The sequence below is a fragment of the Pseudomonas putida genome (assembly GCF_001976065.1).
GTDB lineage: Bacteria > Pseudomonadota > Gammaproteobacteria > Pseudomonadales > Pseudomonadaceae > Aquipseudomonas > Aquipseudomonas serbica.
In genome coordinates this window covers 286,168-305,502 of record NZ_MNAH01000008.1, presented here as the reverse complement: position 1 = coordinate 305,502, position 19,335 = coordinate 286,168, and the positions used below count along the sequence as shown (strand labels likewise).

Below are 19,335 nucleotides of genomic sequence, written 5' to 3'. Positions count from 1 at the left end.
ACGTCTAATTATGGGCTCGCATGACTACCGACTTCAAGAAGGCTGCACTGGATTACCATGAATTCCCAACCCCTGGGAAAATCAGCATTGAACTGACCAAACCCGCCGACACCGCAGCCCAACTTGCCTTGGCCTATAGCCCAGGCGTCGCTGAGCCTGTACGCGAAATCGCGAAGAACCCAGAGAATGCTTACCGCTTCACTGGAAAAGGGAATCTGGTGGCCGTGATCACCAACGGCACGGCCATTCTGGGCCTCGGCAATCTAGGCCCCTTGGCCAGCAAGCCGGTCATGGAAGGCAAAGCATTGCTGTTCAAGCGTTTCGCCGGAATCGATTCGATCGATATCGAAGTCAATGCCGAGAGCTCCCAGGCCTTTATCGAGACCGTCGTGCGCATTGCCGACACCTTTGGCGGCATCAACCTGGAAGACATCAAAGCGCCTGAGTGCTTTGAAATCGAAGAGGCACTGATCGAACAGTGCAGCATCCCAGTCTTCCATGACGACCAACACGGTACGGCCATCGTCACTGCCGCCGGCATGCTCAATGCACTTGAGATTCAGGGCAAAACCCTGGGGAATGCCAGAATTGTTTGCCTCGGCGCCGGCGCAGCTGCCACTGCCTGCATGCGCCTGCTGCTGAGTCTCGGCGCTCAAAAAAGCAACCTATACATGGTCGATCGTGTCGGTGTTATCCACTCCGCTCGGGAAGGACTCAATCAATACAAAGCACAGTTCGTTAACGACGGTGGCCCTCGTACGCTGATGGAAGCCATGACCGGTGCAGACGTGTTTGTCGGCCTGTCTGGAGCCAATCTCCTCCCGGCAGAAGCATTGGCAGCGATGGCACCGAACCCGATCGTGTTTGCCTGCTCGAACCCGGACCCTGAAATCAGCTACGAGCTGGCCATGGCCACACGTGATGACCTGATCATGGCGACCGGTCGCTCTGATTACCCAAACCAGGTCAATAACGTTCTGGGCTTTCCGTTCATCTTCCGCGGGACCTTGGATGTTCGGGCAACCCGGATCAACGAAGCGATGAAAATTGCGGCGGTGGAAGCTCTGCGCCAATTGGCCAAAGAGCCAACCCCTGTGGAAGTACTGCAAGCGTTCAACGTCGATAAGCTTGAGTTTGGGCGCGATTACATTCTTCCCAAAGCGCTCGATGCTCGCCTGCTCGGAGCAATAGCCGGCGCAGTGGCCAAGGCCGCTATCGACACCGGCGTTGCGAAGCTGCATTACCCGACGCACTACCCGCTCTAAGCTGACGTCAATCATGCTGATGTGCCGCAGCTGCACGACCTTTTGCACGGTTGCAGCTGTCGCACTCGGGGATCATCCAACCGCAGCACGTCCTGAATATCGACAGCCCGCCATTTGCAAGATCATCCGCTCTTGGCTGATCGCGGGGTGAAGCTTTCGGGATCCCCGTCTGCTCCCCCAGCAGGTAATCACCACACAGGGTTGCCATCCCAAGCAATCCTGATCACCGATCAGAAAAAACGACAGTCAGCGGCTTTAACACTCAACGAGCAGACCAGCCTAAATCGCGAGGACCTGGTGATATCAGATGTGCATAATCGGTTGGTTTTCTTGCTCCTCATACGCTTGGGACAGGGGTGAATGAATGCCGATCAAATATGTTAGGAGCCTCACTGGGCGAAGGCGTACCACAGACGCAAACCGACATCTTGGATTTGCCTTAGCCTTCGTAGCGGGGGCAACCAACGCCGGTGGTTTCCTGGCGGTGCATCAGTACACCTCACACATGACAGGCATCGTCTCCTCGATGGCAGACAACAGTGTGCTAGGGGCCTACGACCTGGTGCTTAGTGGTGCCGGCGCCTTGTTGTCCTTTCTGGTTGGGGCCGCGTGCTCGGCGGTCATGGTCAATTACTCCCGACGCAGACGGATGCACAGTGAGTTTGCAGTGCCGCTCTTGTTCGAAGCCTTTCTGCTCATCTGCTTTGGCTTTCTGGGCGCTAGGCTATCCACCGTGGATGGTCTATTCGTGTCCGTCACCGTGATGCTGCTGTGCTTCATCATGGGGCTACAAAACGCAGTGATCACCAAAATTTCCAAAGCCGAAATCCGAACGACGCACATCACCGGCATCATCACGGATATCGGTATTGAGTTTGGAAAACTCTTTTATTGGAATGCCGTCAACACATCGAAGCATCCAAAAGTTCTCGCCAATCGGACCCGACTCAAAATACTGATACTGCTTGCGCTGAATTTCTTTTTGGGCGGCGTGGTGGGTGCCTTTGGGTTCAAGCACATTGGTTATATCTCAACGGTACCGCTCGCGATGGTTCTGGTGACGCTGGCGATCGTGCCTGCCGTTGATGATGCCAGGCTTTTTGTCCGCCGCGTCATGCGAAAGTGAGCAGCCTGCCTGCAAGCAGCTTTCCAGGCGTTGCTATACTGGAGTTTCACTACGTTGATCGTGTCGATATATGACGTGCCCGGTGTCCAGCGACGGATCCCACTCCATCGAATGCTAAAAGCGGTGCCTTCGCCGAGCGGCTTTTTTCGTTTATACCCCGCGTGGTGACCGGCTCTTCAAGATCATCGAGATGAGGGTTGTGATGACCCACATATTGGCCTGTATCGACAGTTCAACGACATCTCCGGCCGTCTGCGACTACGCCGCTTGGGCCAGTCTCAACTTTGTTTTGCCGTTAACCCTCCTGAATGTTGTAGACCGCCCCGCTGGCGTAGAGATACGACCCGGCAGCCTGGCGCACGTGCTAGAAGCTATGTCGCTGGACGAAAAGCGCCATGAGCAGGCGTTGAAGCAAGGCTTGATAATGCTGCAAAACGCTCGAGAAAGAGCGATTGCTGATGGCGTGATGCAGCCAGAGCTTCGTCAAAGCGACGGAGAACTGTTGGGTCGGTTACTCGAGATGGAAACTGACATGCGCTGGCTGGTCATGGGAAAACAAAGCTCGTTCTATCCCCGACTCAACCAGCTCGAAACCATCATCCATGCTTTGCACAAGCCGATCCTGGTCACACCTTGTTCCTTCAACCCACCACGAAGCCTGATGTTTGCTTATGACGGGAGCGAGGACACGCACATGGGGGTGGAAATGCTGGCAGCGAGTCCAGTTCTCAGAACGCTGCCCGTGCACCTGGTCATGGTCGCAGCCAACACGTCGAAGAATCTGGAACGACTCGATGCGGCAGGAGCCATTCTGCAATCAGCCGGGTGTGACGTGCGGACAGCCATCTGTGGCGGGAGAGTAGAGCTCGCCTTACAGTCCTATCAGACCGAACACGATATCGATCTGATGATCATGGGCGCTTTTGGTCATTCGCGAGTCCGTCGATTTTGGCTTGGCAGTACGACTTCAAGAATGATCCGAGCCACAACTTGTCCTCTTCTATTCCTGCCCAAAAGCTACCTCAACATGTAACGCACAGACATTCAAACACCTTACCGTCTCAGGATGAAAACCCTCCTTGTCAGCACATGCGATTAACATTATATGTTAATGTTGTGCGCATCTTCGATGGAGCAAATGACAGCATCCTTGATCCGGTAACTCGCCCGTTACAGCTGCATCCTTGAGTAGTTTTGTGCGGCGCGAGAACTGACACCCACTCAGGTCGCCCGTCTATTGATCCGCGATGACCTGCGCAGTCACGGCGCGGAGGATGAAACACAGCACACTGGCGCGGTGAAAGCCGCCAGACAGTCAATGCCAATCAGCAGACTCGTGACACCAGTCTCAATGACCCAATTAATACAGCGGCTGACAAAGCGCTGTTAAGGAAGAGACCATGAGCAAAACTATCGCAATCATCAAGGGTGACGGCATCGGCCCTGAGATCATGCAAGCGACGCTACGCGTACTCGATGCCCTTGACTGCAATCTTCAGTACGACTTCGTTGAGGCTGGCTTGGAGGCCTTGCAGCAGCATGGGCAACTGATGCCGCCCGCGTCCATAGAGACGATCGCCAAACATGGTGTCGCACTCAAAGGCCCTCTGACAACGCCGATTGGCCGCGGCTTCTCATCGATCAACGTCCACCTTCGCCGCCACTTCGATCTCTATGCCAATGTCCGACCAGCGATCAGTTTCCCAGGGACCCGTGCGCGCTTCGAAGATATCGATATCATCACGGTGCGTGAAAATACCGAAGGGGCGTACCTACCAGAAGGACAAAGTATTTCGGAGGACGGCGAAGTCGCTCTGGCGAGCATTCGTGTAACACGCACGGCCTCCGAACGCATCGTGCGGTATGCGTTCGAGCTGGCTCGTAGCAAAGGCCGTAAGAAAGTGACCGCGGTGCACAAGGCCAACATCATCAAGTCTTGCTCCGGGTTGTTCCTTGAGGTGGCGCGTGAGGTCGCTGCGAACTATCCGGAAATCGAATTCCACGAGATGATCGTCGATAACGCCTGTATGCAGCTGGTGATGAATCCCCATCAATTTGATGTCATCGTCACCACCAACCTGTTTGGCGACATCCTCTCAGACTTGTGCGCAGGCCTGGTAGGCGGATTGGGCTTGGCGCCGGGGTCCAACATCGGCGCCGATGCGGCCATCTTCGAAGCGGTCCACGGCTCGGCACCGGACATCGCCGGCAAGAACATCGCGAACCCATGTGCATTGTTACTGGCTGCCGCAGACATGCTTGATTACCTGGGCATGGTGGAAAAGGGGACACGCATTCGTACAGCTATCCGCGTTGTTCTGAAAAGCTCCTGTGATCAAGTGACACCCGATATGGGAGGGACCGGTACAACTGAGTCCTTCGCTGACGCCTTGGTGGCCTACTTGCGTGACTAAATAGAGAATCAACAAACAAGCGCTCCGTCCGAGTCGCCAGCTCAGTACGAGCTGGCGATTTTCTACGTGTGCCCCACTCTGACCTACCAGTAGGACAGTCTGCTGGATTAAATCTTCTTATACTCCACGGGCTGATCCGGCCACGCAGTCAACACCTCAAAGCCATCGCGGGTGACCAAGACCATATGCTCCCACTGGGCCGAGAGCGAAAGATCCTTGGTGATCACGGTCCAGCCATCCCCCAGCGTTCTTACACCGTGCTTTCCAGCATTGAGCATTGGCTCGATTGTGAAGATCATGCCCGGTTTCAGTCTCATACCTTCACCCGGGTTGCCATAATGACGGACCTGTGGCTCATCGTGGTAAACCATGCCAATGCCATGTCCACAGTAGTCACGCACTACGCTATACCCTTCACGGTGCGCCACGGTTTGAATGGCGTGACCGACATCACCGAGCGTGGCACCAGGGCCTACTGCATGAATGCCGGCACACATCGCCTCATAGGTCGTGTCCACCAGCCGACGAGCCTCTACGCTTGGCTCGCCGACAAAATACATCCGGCTTGTATCACCGAACCAACCATCCTTGAGCACCGCAACATCAATATTGAGGATATCGCCATCCGAGAGTTCTTTATCTGACGGGATTCCATGGCAAACAACATGATTGATGGAGGTGCACAAGGTTTTGGGGAACCCGTGATAACCGATATTGGCTGGAGTGGCCTTCTGTACGTTGACAATGTAGTCATGACAGAGTTTATCAAGCTCATTGGTCGAAACTCCGGGCTTGACGTAAGGCGCAATCATGCTCAGAACCTCCGCAGCCAACTTTCCCGCAGTTCGTGACATAGAAATTAGTGCAGGCTTCATAGTGGTACTTTTACCCTCATTATGAACATTGGTTGGCCGGGTGCTCATTCGCCAGATGCTATGCAATTGCAGGAGCGCAGCATAAAAATTAATTCGACTTACTAAGTTCCACAGCACTCTACGGAAGAAAATTTTTTTCACGGTAACGTTAACGTTAACAGAAGGCCATTAAGCATTATTACTTGCTGCAGCCGCGTGTGTAGGTGGACGGCAATGCACAAGGGTATGAGTGCGGAGCTTCTATACGCTCTTTTAGCTTTGCTGCGTAATTTCTTGCACCCTGCTCATTGCGGAATTGAATGCGCCTGGTTCCAATACACACGGACCATAGTTCTTCACTCTGACTAGACAGATACTCGATTCTGACTGACATGACGACACTCCAAGGAAAAGAATTCAAAAATGAATTTCAGCAACCTTGATACCGATTTCTCGCAGCTCATGAATCAAATCATCAAGGTACCGAAAGGGTTCGATTTCTTCGTTGTCATTGACCAGGAAGAAGCTTCTTCCTGCATCCTTTTTAAAAAAGACGATCCACTCCTGGGTGTTAGCCGGGTTGGCAATCAAATGGGTATCAAACTGAATGCCTTCAGCGTGTTTGGTTTTTACGTCCTCACGTTTCATACGGGTCTCCAAGCGCTCACAGTATTGCTGTTCTCATGCATGAATTTGCCTCCCGGCAATCGATCAATAGACCTCGCCCGTGCCTGAAGCAAGGGCGAGTAGATTGCCTTTCCATTATCACTGGATGATAATATTATGCACATATGACCCCTTGGAGGCTAGTCATGCGCAGGACTGTCGAAGCGCCTGAGCCGGTAGGCCCGGGTAGGTCCATCCAATGCCGTCGCTTTGAAGGTGTGCGACCATGCGGTCGGTTTCCGGCGATAACAGGATTTGCCGGCCAGTTAGAGACGACCAAGGGGTACTGATAATAAGTAGCGAGCTATCAATTATAGGCCTTATTGTCTGTACAGCCTCCGAAATGGCTTATTGGATCGTGATGATTGCCACGTTAAAGAACACATATGGCGTCATGTGCAAAGGCAGCAGATGAGTCCCCCGCAGTAGCGGACCCTCCATGCTTTTGATTCAACGCGTACGGTTTCTGAATTTTAAGGACGACGACATTCATCATGCGGAAAACAGAAAGTGAGAAGCGCCTCCCGCTCAATGCTCCGACCCTAGAGCCTGGGCAACGACTGTTGGTTTGCCATGAGCAATGCGTCGTCGTCCAGCAGCGAGAAACGAGAATTTATCAAGTTGTATTCGACTGCAAATCACCCAAAACAATTCGAATTTTTTGGGCAGAAGATGAGTGGATTTTCATCGGCAGGCATAAGCAAGATGCTGAGAAAGATCCTTCACTGGAGACCTTTGTATCAACGCTAAGAACTGGGCTAAAAACTGTCTGGCGATAAATACGGTTCTGATCTATCGCGGTGAATCAAGACGCATGCAGTTGACCGCTCACTACTGATTTTTCTTCGCCTGTCCAAGTAGCACAACGTTGGGGCTCGAAAGCGCCCGCTCCAATTCGGCAACATGATTCTGGCAGTAGGCTGGCAAGGTATCGCGTTGCTGCACAACCGCTCCCATTCGTTCCCGGAGGCCGCGGTTCTTTTTACGAGCTGTAACCCTGACCTGATGAGCGGATTCCGGTCAACATCAAGATGGGCTGCTACATACTTCTGAGTTTCAGCGATGAGAGTGGGGAAGAGATATTTTAACTCTGATGGATCGCCCCCCACCTCCTTGGCCTGACTGACTCGGGCGCCCTTCGGCAAGCGCTCAGGCTCGTCATTTTTCAGGCACACAATGCGGCGCAGTAGAGATCGCCATGCTTTTTTGGTTGAGGTGATACGTCATCTATCGCTGGTCAGCTCGAATGCAAACAAGTGGTCAGTGGGAATGCAAACGACTGGTCAAGTCGAATGCAAACGGGTGGGCAGTGGCTGTGCAAACGGGTGGTCAAGTGAGGTGCAATTACGCACACACCGCCAGCTTAGCGATCTTGGCCCAGCGGCTGGTACCACTTATGCGTCAAGCTGCCTTCGCGAAGCTACTGACCCCGGCACTGTGTACAAAGCATTCGATACTCCTGAAAGTTTCCATAGATGCCACTATAAACTTTTGGTTTACACAGCTTATTGCAATTTCCGCCTACCATGCCTTCAGTGGTCATTAGAAAATAAAATGAAGTCATTAGATATTAAAATGAAGAGCCCCACAGACTGGTAGCTATTACGCATTTAGCTCTCACATCGGGAAATGCCGCCCCACTATTTCGGAACTATTTATTAACTTGGCACTGACTACTTAGGATGTGGTTTGCTGACAGAACTGAGGTCAGGCCAAGCTGGTCGAATTAAATGGATTAAGGCAATGAGGACTGCGTAGCTCTGCGCCTACGACCTCACCCAGTAATGATCCGCGACCATAGGTAGATCTATAACAAGCGATCACAGAAAAACCCAAGAGTACTTCTTCCACTCAGTCATCCCAGATAGCTAAGATGCGCGTTGCTCGCGCTCACGATCGGAACCGATAAATTATTGATCAGAATGCACAACATCCCTTGGCAAGCGTGGACATACACTCAACACCTCTCTCACTCGGGCATGACTTTTCACTTAGATTGGAATTCTTTGGCGATGCTCAGTAGCACAATGGAAAGCGTGTAGATCTTTTAAACTCCCGATTGGCACAGCCTGGAAGTGCATGTAGGCATGCCTAGCTTCACGACTTGAGCAATGCAGGCGGAGCCTTGATGGTGAAGTCCCCAATCACGCGACGTTTACCAAGAATGGACACGACCGTTTCGGGACAGCGAACTGTATCGCAAGGTCCTCGCGCTGCGTATCACAATTAAACGGCTAGATGGGCGGGTACCGTGAATTGAAATATCGCGCCACGTGGCACGTTCTCGTTCGCCCACAATCGACCGCCGTGTGCTTCGATAATCGAACGGCAGATGGACAGTCCCATCCCTAGGCCGGTGGACTTGGTCGTGTAAAAGGGGCCGAAAATGTTATCGGCACTATGTGGAGCAAAACCTGGCCCCGAATCACTCACCGCCACCAGCACGAAGCCGGAGTCAGCATTCTCCGTACTGATTTGCAACTTCCGCACACCGTCGATGACACCGTCCATAGCCTCCGTCGCGTTGATGAGCAAGTTCAGGAGGACTTGTTGCAGCTGGACACGATCTCCTTCAACAAGCGGTAAACGATCCGCAAAATGGACCTGTACCGAGACACCCTGCTTCCCTGTTTCGCCACGGGTAAGCTCTATCACCTCGCGGATGGCCTTGTTGATATCCAACGGCTCTTTCACTGGCGGCGATTTCTTGACCAGTTCACGAATGCGGCCGAGCACCTCGGCCGCTCGATTGCCATCGTTGACGATGCGGCTGAGCGACTGCCGAACCTCTTCCAGGTCTGGCGGCTCGGCGTTCAGCCACCGCAGCGCTGCCTGGGCGTTGGTTACCGTCGCGGCAATAGGTTGCTTGACTTCGTGAGCAATCGAGGCCCCGAGCTGCCCCATCGTGGCAATACGGTTCGCATGGGCTAACTCTGTCTGTACCTCGCGATAGCGTTGCTCGCTTTCCCGGACATTTTTCTCCGCTTGCTTGCGCTCGGTTAGATCGAGCACGAAAGCAACACCTTCTTTCCGACGTGCTTCGAACGTCGCCGCACCGACCAAGACTGGCACGTGGCTGCCATCTTTTTTGACAAACTCTTTCTCGAAGGGCTGCGCGCGTCCGGTCTCCCCGATCTCTTGTAGCGCTCGCTCGTCGCCCTCGCGCCATTCCGCTGGAGTTAGGTCCCTCCAGCGTATGCAACCTACATCGAAATCTTCACGCGTGTATCCCACCATTCGAAGAAAGGAGTCATTGGTCTCGAGAATGTCACCCTCGATATTCCAGATAAAGATCCCAATGATGTTGGCGTCGACGAGGCGCCGGATATTCGCCTCGCGTTCCACAAGGTCGCGGTACAGATGGGCATTCTCCAGTGCAATCGAGGCCTGCGAGGCCACCAGCCGTAGTACAGCGATGCGTGCGGGAGTGAACGCGTGGGTGGTGAGGTTGTTTTCGAGGTAAAGCGCGCCGGTGAGCTTTGCCTGATTCATCAATGGCAAGCAGAGAATGGAACGAGCACGATGCTGCGCAACGTAAGGATCTGCAGCATACAAAGAATCAGCCGCGGCATCGTCGAGGATGACGCTCTCCCGGGTATGCAGGACGTAATAGAGGACAGACTCCGGCAGCACCGCAGCAGTCACGGGATCGTCGTGTAGATGCACGACGACCGTTTCACCGCTGGTTGTCGCCTCGGCGAATATCCGTTGTTCGCCACCGCTTGGGAGTATCAACACGCCTCGTTCGGCGCCTGCCTGTTCAAGCGCCGTACGCATCACCATCTCGATCAGCTTTTCGAGAACGATGTCACCCGAGACCGCCTGCGACACCTTGATCACAGTTGCGAGATCTAGGTGTTCGACCTGCGTCGCAATTGTACTCGTCGGGCCAGACGCGAGCTCTTCCGTTCTAAGGTGCGGATACATCTGCTCAAGTTGCCGAACCTTTCCGTCGGCTCGCCAACGCAGGTAGCAATGCCTGGCGTTTTGCAAATATGTCTCGGCGATGACCTCAAATTCTCGCACCGCATAAAATTGTGCAGCGCGCTCATAAGCAAGCGCCTCGATGTGCACAAAGCCGTTGGTGCGCGCCGAGCGGATGGCCAGTTGGTAAAGGTGCATTGCATCAAGGTCGCGACCTTCGATCCGGGCAATTTCCGCGCCCACCAGCGCAGCGCGGTGCTCGAAATTCTCGGGGCAATGCTGCGCCCAGACCTTCTGTTGGCCGTGATGCGTCGCCAGGGCTGCCAGGTGCTGTTGCCGTTCGTGGGCTGACACACCATCGCAACTGGCGGCGTGGGACAGCGCGCTGTAGAAGTGATATTCGGCTTCCTCGAAAAACGAGGCCGTGGTCCAGAGCAGCCCTTGCGCTCTGGCTGCGGCGGCTAAAGCGGTCGAATGGTCGCCGGCGATGCAGCGCGCCTGCAATTTCCGGATCCAGTACCAGCACGCGGCAATCGCAAGGTCCGGATTTTCCGAAAAGCGACGCTCGATCCGACATTCATCAAACTGGCTGTCATCAAGGCAACCGAATAGGGGGGTGAACCCTCGAAGCGTCCGCATCAGCGCAACTTGCGTTGAGATGATGTCAACGGCAAGACCGAACCGCGATTTCTCTGCGAACGCGAGGCCCTCTTCAGCTTCGCTCAGTGCCTCGCAGAGCGACTCTCCGGAGAAAATAAGGTTCGAGTTCAGGTCGTTGCGCGTGTAGGTTGCATATTGGAGATCACCGACGCGGTTCGCAGCTTCGAAGGCGCGGCGCTGCAGATCTCGGCAAGCCTTCACATGTGTCATCCAGGGCACGACAAAAAGCGCGAAACAAACAAAGGTTCTCGCCTCAAGACGTTTTAGCCCGCGCTGTTCGACGAGATCGTAGCCCAGCTGACCGAACCGGAATCCAGCCTTGTAGTCGCCAAAATGCGGTCCTGCAATTCTGATCAGGATGGCATAGGCGAAACACGATGCATCGCAGTTACCGCGCTCAAGGCTCAGACTCACCGCTTTGCAGATCGTCAAGGAAGCCAGGTTCTCGTCGGTATACAAGGCTGGCGTCCAGAGCTTCATCAGGACATCGACGGTTGCCAGAGACGCCGGATCCTCCATCAGCGGCAAATCGATGAGCGCTTCGATCGTCCGGTTCCCGAGTGCCGACCAGATACGCTCGTATTCGCCTCGCACCTCTGTATCTTCTGGATGGGGTGTCCAGTGGATACCGAAATGCCGCAGGCAATCGAGGCCGACGCTGATGGCACGGCTGCTCTGATCGAGGACCAGGCAGACATCCATGTGCAAGCACGCGATAACGGCTTGTTCAACCGATGTGGTGGCGTGATTTGACAGTGCCGCCAAGCGCTCGTCTGCGACCGACAACTCGCCGGTCAGAAATTCGCATTCGGCTCGGTTCAGCTCCAGTGCAAAGATTATTTCGTGCTGGAGGTCCCAGCTATCCGGCTCCAATAGTGCCATGCCAAAATTAAGATAGGTGAGCGCCGAGGCATAGGCGGTGGACCCCTTGGCACGCTTTCCTGCAATCAGGTTGAGCTCGGCGAGTTGGTTGCGCTCCTCTTGCTGCGTGATCAGCGCAGCCCCGCGGTTGAGTTGGTTGACGATCTCGAAGATCGCCTCCTCCCGTTTCTCGATGGGAGTTTGCGCAACGAGCAGGCGTCCGATCCGCAGGTGGACCTCAGCCCGCATTGCGTGCGGGATCAACGAATAAGCGGCTTCCTGGATACGGTCATGAACAAACTTGTAGGCGCCCTCCTGACGCTCGACCAGTTCCTGACGGACAGCCTCCCAAAGAACCTTATGAACCTGCTGCTGCGAGGTCGCGAGAACGGTTGACAATATCGTGGTCTCGGCGATGTTGCCGAGGCAGGCGAATTGCTGCAATGCGAGCTGTGTTTCGACTCGCAGGCGGCTCAGCTTGCTCACCATCAGATCCACGACATTGTCGGTGTAGCCCTTGGCGCGAATGCGATCCAGATCCCAGGACCAGCCCATATTGTCATGATCGAAGTGGAACATGCCCTCTTCGGCAAGCGAATAGAGAAACTGAATCACGAAGAACGGATTGCCGGCGGTCTTCTCATGCACCAACTCTGCGAGCGGCTGGATCCGCGCCGTTTCGCAGCAAACCGCATCGGCAATCAGCTGCCCAAGGTGGTCACGGGCAAGCCGTGCCAGCGCGATTTCCTCTACCTTGCCGCCAGCATCCTTGATGGCTTGCAGCTTGCGCATCAATGGATGAGCGCGATTAACCTCATTGTCTCGATAAGCACCGATCACCATCAGGTGCTTCAAGTCCGAGCGTGTCAACAGATCCTCCAGCAAGTCGAGCGTCGCCGTGTCGAGCCACTGAAGATCATCGAGGAACAGAGCCAGCGGATGTTCACGCCTGGCGAAAACACCGATGAATCGGCGAAGCACGAGCTGAAAGCGACTTTGTGCCTGTTGTGGCTCAAGCTCTGGCACCGCAGACTGGTCACCCATGATGAGTTTCAGTTCAGGGATGAGATCAGTCATGAGCCGGGCATTGGGCTCCAAGGCCTTTTGTAACGCAACGCGCCAGCTCGCAAGTTCGGTATCGCGCTTGCCAAGCAGCGGCCGCACCAGGCTTTGGAAAGCCTGCACCAGGGTTGAATAGGGAATGTCTCGCTTGTACTGGTCGAACTTGCCGGATGCAAAAAGCCCCCGCGGTGGCACAAGCACCTTGTGCAACTCATTGACGACGGAAGTTTTTCCGATCCCAGAATAGCCTGACACAAGCACCAGTTCCGGTGAACCGTTGGTCACCACACGATCAAAGGTCGCGAGCAATGTATCGACCTCACGTTCCCTGCCGTAAAGCCTCTCGGGGATCACCAGGCGATCGGGGATATCGTGCTCACCTAGCGCGAACTCGTCGATCCTGCGATCACACTGCCAACTGGTGAGGCAGCGTTGCAGATCCTGCTCGACACCGCCTGCAGTCTGGTAGCGCTCCTCGGCCGTCTTGGCGAGCAGCTTCATGACTATATGAGAGAGCGGCGCGGGTATTTGCGCCAACCGCTCGCAGGGTGGCACCGGTTTACGGGCGATGTGGCAATGCACCCACTCCATCGGGTCGACCGCCGAAAACGGCAGCGCGCTGGTGAGCATTTGGTAGAGTACGACGCCAAGCGAATAGAGGTCGCTGCGCGAATCGATGGAGCGATTCATCCGACCGGTTTGTTCCGGCGCCATGTAGGCGAACGTGCCGGCAATGGTTTCGGGTGATTCGGGTGCTTGGTGCTCGCGTGGCAGCTGCGAGGCAATGCCAAAGCCGGTGATCCGCGGCCGCCCATCCTTGCAGTTGACGAGGATATGTGCGGGCTTGAGGTCCTTATGGACGAGGCCGCGCTGATGGAGTTGGCCCAGCGCCGCCGCGATGCCAACTGCGAAACTCAAGACCCTGTCCACTTCCATTGGCGCGGAGAGCATCAGTTCGAGCGGCTCACCGCCCGGATCCTCAAGCATTAATAGCGTCTGGCCGCCTTCGTGCAGAAGTTCTAGCGGCCGCACCGCCCACGCGCTATCGAGTTCATCCTTCAGTCTGTATTCGTGATCGAGGCGATCGAGACTGGCGGACGTTGGGAAGTCTGTGGCGGGTCGCACAATTAGAATACTGTCGGCGCCGCCGTTGCCCGGGTGCCGGCCTCGACAGAAGGCACGCTCGCCATCTTCCCACAAGATTTGAAGGCTTAGGTTGTTAACCATTGGTGCCGAAACCTGGTGAAGGGTCAATCGTGTACACACTGCTGTAGTCTGCTGCCCGGCGCAGCGCCAAGAGGATGGCTCATTCGTCCGCCAAAACCCGACAGAATGCTCTCAACCATTCAACCCGACGTTTGCGCAACATCGAGGCTGCAGCAGTAAACGATAATTCTATTTTACACCTCTGCGACCAAAAGCACCTGTGGATCAGGTTTGAAGTGGCGACGTTGACCCAATTGGTTGAACACCATAAAGGTGTAGCCTGCCTGAACACCGACGGCTTTTTCGAGCCGGTTCACGGCCTGCTCAAACATGCTGTGACTGGGGTTCATGAAAACCGACCACAGCGAGATGCTGAATTTTCAAACTGATCCGTCTGCGCTGATCGATGCGCTGGAACAGTGGCAAGCCCCGACCGTCAACAAATGGATCGGGGTTGCACACAGTCCCCCACAGGCCTGAAAGTGTTCGGGGCCTGGCGATGCTGCTCCCAAGGCGGTTTCGCGCTGCATGGACGCAGGCTCAAACCCAACAAGCGATCAGTAGTCCCAGAAGCCCGCTACCCAGCGAAAGGCATCACCGTCGAGTGCCACCCGGCCAATGGAGGGGAACGGCAGGTGAGTAGCTACGAACAGCTCTCCGCTGGCAGCCGCCTCTTGTAACAGGCGTACACGAACGCGAAACGACTCCTCAGGGTCATGTTCAAAGCCGTTTTGCCAGTCGGGGTGCTCGAAAGCGACCGGGAACAGGGCGTCGCCTGCGAATGTCAACCGCTCGCCGCCGGACGTCACATAAACCACGCTGTGCCCTGGGGTGTGGCCCCCGGTGCGCTTGACGACCACGCCCGGTGCCACCTCATGCTCATCGTCGAATGTCCGAACCCTGCTGCGGTATTCGCTCATGAACTGATCGGCGGTTGCCCGTAGGACGTCCGGCACCGGCGAGGGCATGGAGGTGAGGGAGAAATCGGGTGACTCCCAGAACGCGACCTCGGTGGCCGAAACGTGGATACGAAGGTCTGGGCGCAGCCGGCTTTTCATCTCGTCGGCGAGCAGCCCGCCAATATGGTCCATGTGCATGTGGGTAATCACCACGTCGGTCACGGACGCAAGATCGATACCGGCAGCCTTAAGTCTTTTGGGGAGCTGTCCGGCTCGCGGAAAGCCGGGGAACTGCCCTCCCACTCCAGCGTCGACGAGTATGGTCTGCTCGCCGCTACGCACCACAAGTACGTTCAGCGCCCAATCGAACGCGTCCGGCCCCAAGAACATGTCTTTGAACCAAGCCGCGCGGGCGGCTGGGTCGGCGTTGGTGGACATTGTCTCGGTCGGCAGAGGTAGCACCCCATCGCTGACCACCAGTACGTCTATCTCGCCGACCCGTAGCGCATAGCGCGAAGGCACCAGCTCCTCGGGCTGCGATCCATCGGGTTGTGAGGTATTGGGCAAACTCATGTTTGATCCCTGCTGACCGTTACTTTTCTGATGGGTACCATCCTTTGAGGAGGAATAGTTCAGTTGCATTGTCATGGTCGCTCTCCAATTGCTTGGATCAAAAATCTGGGGGGACAGCCACTCTCTGCCCGACGGCGCCCGCGGTGTTGGCATGAACGCCACGTTCAGGCGGAGGTCTTCAGGCCACGGGAATCGTCGGGTCGGCTGCTGCCAGGGCGGTGGCCCGATCAGCTGCCGGCGGGTAGATCCACTGGGTGTTGATCTGCGTCTTGAGCTCCTTGGCCGGTTCCTTGACCAGCTTGAGCTGGCGATCCCAGCCTTCAGTAAACACCGCGCCCCAAGTGCCCAGATCGAGGCAGGTCACGTACTTGGGCTGACGGTAGGGGGTGGGCGCGACACCTAGCAGGTCCGCAGCGACATTATTCCCGGCGTGACGGCCTAGAGAAATCGCATGCTGGCAGGACATGGCTGCGAAGTTGCCGAGGTCGTCGGTGGCGGCATAGGCGACATCCCCGGCAGCGTAGACATGCTCCTGGCCTAACACCTTCAGGTTCTCATCGACGTGCAAGCGACCCTGGACATCGCGCACGCTGGACATCTGTTCGGTCAGCGGGCTGGCGCGGAAGCCGACGGTCCAGATCACTGTTTGACTTTCGATATGGCGACCGTCGGCTAGGGTTACGCCATTGGCGTCCACCGCTGTCACACTGGTGTTGAGCACCCATTCGATACCCAGGTGTTCGGAGGCCTCGATGATCGACGGGCTAATCCCGTCTCCCATGGACGCGCCGATCTCAGGTCCACGGTCGATAATGATCACGCGGATGTCCTGCTCATTTCCGAGCACGGCACGCAGGCGTGCCGGCATTTCAGTGCCGGTCTCAATACCGGTAAAACCGCCGCCCACGACCACCACGGTATTGCGGGCAACGCTCTCGGGCCGATTCTTGAGAGATTTCAGGTGATTCTCAAGGCGCACGGCCGCCTCGATCTGGTCAACGTCGAAGGTATAGGCCTCAAGCCCCTGAACCTTAGGGCGGGCCAACTCACTGCCGGCCGCAATCACCAGGCGGTCGTAGCCCAACGCGCCTTGACGGCCAGTCTCATCGCGGTAGGCAACGGTCCTTGCCTGTTCGTCGATGCGCTCAGCCGCACCTTTGACAAAGCGCACCCCCACTGAGTCGAACAACCCGCCCAGGGGGGCAAACATTTTGTGCACATCGGTTTCGTAGAAACGGGGGCGTATGCGCAATTCCGCCTGGGGCGCCAGCAGGGTGATTCCCACGTCATTGCGTTTGTGCATGTCCAGCAGGCGGGCGGCGCTCAATGCGCTCCATAAGCCACCGAACCCCGCGCCAATTACCAGAATTTGTTGTTTCATGATGTGTTCCCGAGAAGAAGTGATCAATGAACTTGAACTTACTCTTCAAGTTGGGCGGGACGATCTCTGGGCACCCCAATTAGGAGGTATCCTGTGAGTCATCCGCTGTGAGCTGATCTTATGGGCGCATGCTTCCAGGCGCACTTCTACATCGGTTTAGCAAAGTAAAACGTCAGTAGAGGGGATTTATACGAAGGTATCCATGGCTGGAGTCTTGTAGTAACAACAGGCGCAACGAGCATCGATGCTCAGCCGGGCGGATTGGCCTTTAACGCTAACTGGACCAAAGATACTATTGATCCACCTTTCTCCCGGACCGGCCATCGCCTTTGGCCTGGCGAGCGCTGCGGCGCAGTTCTTGTGGCGTCCGCCCAACGACTCGCACGAAGCAGCGAAGCATGTGATCGGCATCGCCGAATCCATAGCCCCTGGCGATCTCCTCGAAAGTTTGGTTCCCATCCTCAACCAGCGGCCGCGCTGACTCGATGCGCAGGCGCTCGACAGCTTTCGCCGGCGTCACCCCGATAGCTGCCGCGAATACGCGGCCAAACTGTCGTACGCTCATATGTGCGACGTCTGCCAAGCGTTCAACTGACAGATCATCTCTTAGATGATCGCGCACATAGCTCAGCACTGCGCGAATGCGATCTGAGCCAGGGTCGAAATCCAGCAGCGAAGAGAACTGATACTGACCACCTGGCCGCCGATAGTAGACAACCAACATGCGCGCGACGGAGCGCGCTAACTCCTTGCCCAAGTCCTGCTCGATCATGGCCAGGGCCATGTCGATGCCAGCCGACATACCGGCCGACGTCCAGACATTCCCATCTTCGGTCCAGATTCGATCTCCGTCCACGCGCAGCGACGGATACCGTGCTTGTAATTGCGGCGCGTAGTTCCAATGCGTGGTCGCGACACGACCGTCGAGCAGCCCGCTCTCGGCGAGCAGGAAGGCACCAGTACAGACGCTGGCAATTCGACGAGAGCGTGGGGACATGTGCCGTATCGCAGCCGCCGTCGGCGGCATCCTGTCATCGATCGGCGCGGTTGGCGCGCCGACAATGATGAGCGTGTCGAGGCGGTCGACAACCTCCAATGCTTCGGTCGCGACTTGCAGTCCGCTCGAGGTGTAGATCAATCCGCCTTGTAGCGAGGCGACTGTGAATCGATAGCTCGAAGAGCGCGTACGATTGGCGTTGGAGAAGGCTTCGAGCGGGCCGCTCAGATCCAGCAATACGAAGCCCGAGTAGACCAGGAAACAGATGTGACGCTGCATGACCGGAACGCCCAGAGTCTGGCTGCTCATTAGACGCCCTTCCTGTATGGACGGTCAACGGAGGCACTTAGCACGCCTGCCTCACGCAAGGTGGCTGCGCCTGTTGGCCGGAATCCAAGGATAAATGTCCATTTCGTTCTGTCTTCTCGCAGTACCGTAACTGCACCCCCACTTCGAGGACGTGCAAATGACCTTCAACAGATATCATCCCAAAAGAATATTCTCCTGCGCTACCTTGCTGGGAGCCATCCTGATGGCGCCCGGCATCAGCTTCGCCGCGGAGAACCCGTATGCCGACCCGGCGAAGCCCGCGCTTCCGGCCTCCACCTTTCAATGGGATTCAAGTCGAACCGCCCTGGTCGTGATTGACCCGCAGATCGACTTCATGAGCCCGAAGGGTGCAGGCTGGGCGATCTTCGGCCAGAGCGTTACCGAGCAAAATATGGTCCCGAATCTGAGCCGGCTTTTCGCGGCATTCAAGAAGGCCGGATCAACCATAGCCATCTCGCCGCACTACTACTATCCCCACGATCATAAATGGGAGTTCGAGGCGCCCGCGGAAACCGTTCAGCACAAGCTGGGTATGTTCGATCGCAAGGGCGCCTTGACGCTGGATGGATTCCGTAATTCGGGTGCCGACTTCATGCCGGAGTTCAAGCCCTTTATCGAGGACGACAAGACCATCGTCGCATCACCGCACAAGTTGTATGGCCCCCAAAGCAACGACCTGATGCTACAGTTGCGTAAGCAACGGATCGACAAGATCATCCTTGCCGGCATGGCCTCCAACCTGTGCGTGGAATCGCACCTTCGCGAATTTCTGGAGCGCGGTTTCGAGGTGGTCGTCGTACGTGACGCCGTCGCCGGCCCGAAGCTTCCTGACGGTGACGGATACGGTAGCGCACTTGTCAACTTCCGTTACATCGCCAACGGTCTAATGACTACTGACGATGTAGTGAAAAAGCTGGAAGGGCACTGACTGTGGGCAGATCCAACTTCCCAACCAGGCACGGGAGCCATTGTGGCTCCCGTGCTAGCCGACTGACACGGTGTCACGCATGAGCAATGCCAAGACCGTCAGGTCTGCCAGAGCGGATCGGCAAAATTTTCTGGTGCTCGAACACTCACATGTGTAGCGATGGTCTCTTCCCAGTAGGGACACAGGGAG

The 19,335-nt window shown here is 56.0% G+C and carries 12 protein-coding genes; 5 read left to right on the top strand and 7 right to left on the bottom strand.

The annotated features are described in order from the left end of the window. The first annotated feature begins 20 nt into the window (after nucleotides 1-20). From BKX96_RS25100 to BKX96_RS25085, 4 genes are all read left to right on the top strand, one after another. Nucleotides 21-1,265, top strand: a complete 1,245-nt coding sequence (locus BKX96_RS25100; protein ID WP_077185741.1) for a malic enzyme-like NAD(P)-binding protein — start codon at nucleotides 21-23, stop codon at nucleotides 1,263-1,265. A gap of 364 nt (nucleotides 1,266-1,629) precedes the next feature. Then, nucleotides 1,630-2,391, top strand: a complete 762-nt coding sequence (locus BKX96_RS25095; protein WP_077185740.1) for a YoaK family protein — start codon at nucleotides 1,630-1,632, stop codon at nucleotides 2,389-2,391. A gap of 202 nt (nucleotides 2,392-2,593) precedes the next feature. Continuing rightward, nucleotides 2,594-3,424 (top strand): universal stress protein, encoded by an 831-nt coding sequence (locus BKX96_RS25090; protein WP_077185761.1) that lies wholly within the window; start codon nucleotides 2,594-2,596, stop codon nucleotides 3,422-3,424. Nucleotides 3,425-3,791: 367 nt separating this feature from the next. Then, complete coding sequence (locus tag BKX96_RS25085; protein ID WP_077185739.1) at nucleotides 3,792-4,805, top strand: isocitrate dehydrogenase; 1,014 nt, start codon at nucleotides 3,792-3,794, stop codon at nucleotides 4,803-4,805. 107 nt (nucleotides 4,806-4,912) lie between these two features. Here the strand turns inward: BKX96_RS25085 and map are convergent, their stop codons facing one another. The 7 genes from map to BKX96_RS25050 form a co-directional block, all read right to left on the bottom strand. Then, the gene (gene map, locus BKX96_RS25080) at nucleotides 4,913-5,680 is read right to left on the bottom strand and encodes a type I methionyl aminopeptidase (RefSeq protein WP_077185738.1); all 768 of its coding nucleotides are present in this window, start codon (nucleotides 5,678-5,680) and stop codon (nucleotides 4,913-4,915) included. A 396-nt stretch (nucleotides 5,681-6,076) separates the two neighbouring features. Continuing rightward, complete coding sequence (locus BKX96_RS25075; RefSeq protein WP_046031598.1) at nucleotides 6,077-6,307, bottom strand: hypothetical protein; 231 nt, start codon at nucleotides 6,305-6,307, stop codon at nucleotides 6,077-6,079. Between the two features lie 2,244 nt (nucleotides 6,308-8,551). Beyond that, nucleotides 8,552-14,059, bottom strand: coding sequence for a trifunctional serine/threonine-protein kinase/ATP-binding protein/sensor histidine kinase (locus BKX96_RS25070; RefSeq protein WP_077185737.1), 5,508 nt, complete (start codon nucleotides 14,057-14,059; stop codon nucleotides 8,552-8,554). Between the two features lie 173 nt (nucleotides 14,060-14,232). Beyond that, the gene (locus BKX96_RS32940) at nucleotides 14,233-14,388 is read right to left on the bottom strand and encodes a hypothetical protein (protein ID WP_179092177.1); all 156 of its coding nucleotides are present in this window, start codon (nucleotides 14,386-14,388) and stop codon (nucleotides 14,233-14,235) included. Between the two features lie 207 nt (nucleotides 14,389-14,595). Further along, entirely contained in the window at nucleotides 14,596-15,585 is a 990-nt protein-coding gene (locus BKX96_RS25060; RefSeq protein ID WP_077185736.1) for an MBL fold metallo-hydrolase, read from the bottom strand. A gap of 103 nt (nucleotides 15,586-15,688) precedes the next feature. Beyond that, nucleotides 15,689-16,891 carry an NAD(P)/FAD-dependent oxidoreductase gene (locus BKX96_RS25055; RefSeq protein WP_077185735.1) on the bottom strand — a complete coding sequence of 401 codons (1,203 nt, stop codon included), beginning with the start codon at nucleotides 16,889-16,891 and terminating at the stop codon, nucleotides 15,689-15,691. Between the two features lie 292 nt (nucleotides 16,892-17,183). Then, on the bottom strand, nucleotides 17,184-18,197 hold the full coding sequence (locus BKX96_RS25050) for a GlxA family transcriptional regulator (protein ID WP_256721624.1): 1,014 nt from the start codon (nucleotides 18,195-18,197) through the stop codon (nucleotides 17,184-17,186). A gap of 157 nt (nucleotides 18,198-18,354) precedes the next feature. Between BKX96_RS25050 and BKX96_RS25045 the strand changes: the two genes are divergently transcribed. Beyond that, nucleotides 18,355-19,146 carry a cysteine hydrolase family protein gene (locus BKX96_RS25045; RefSeq protein ID WP_179092176.1) on the top strand — a complete coding sequence of 264 codons (792 nt, stop codon included), beginning with the start codon at nucleotides 18,355-18,357 and terminating at the stop codon, nucleotides 19,144-19,146. Nucleotides 19,147-19,335: the final 189 nt, after the last annotated feature.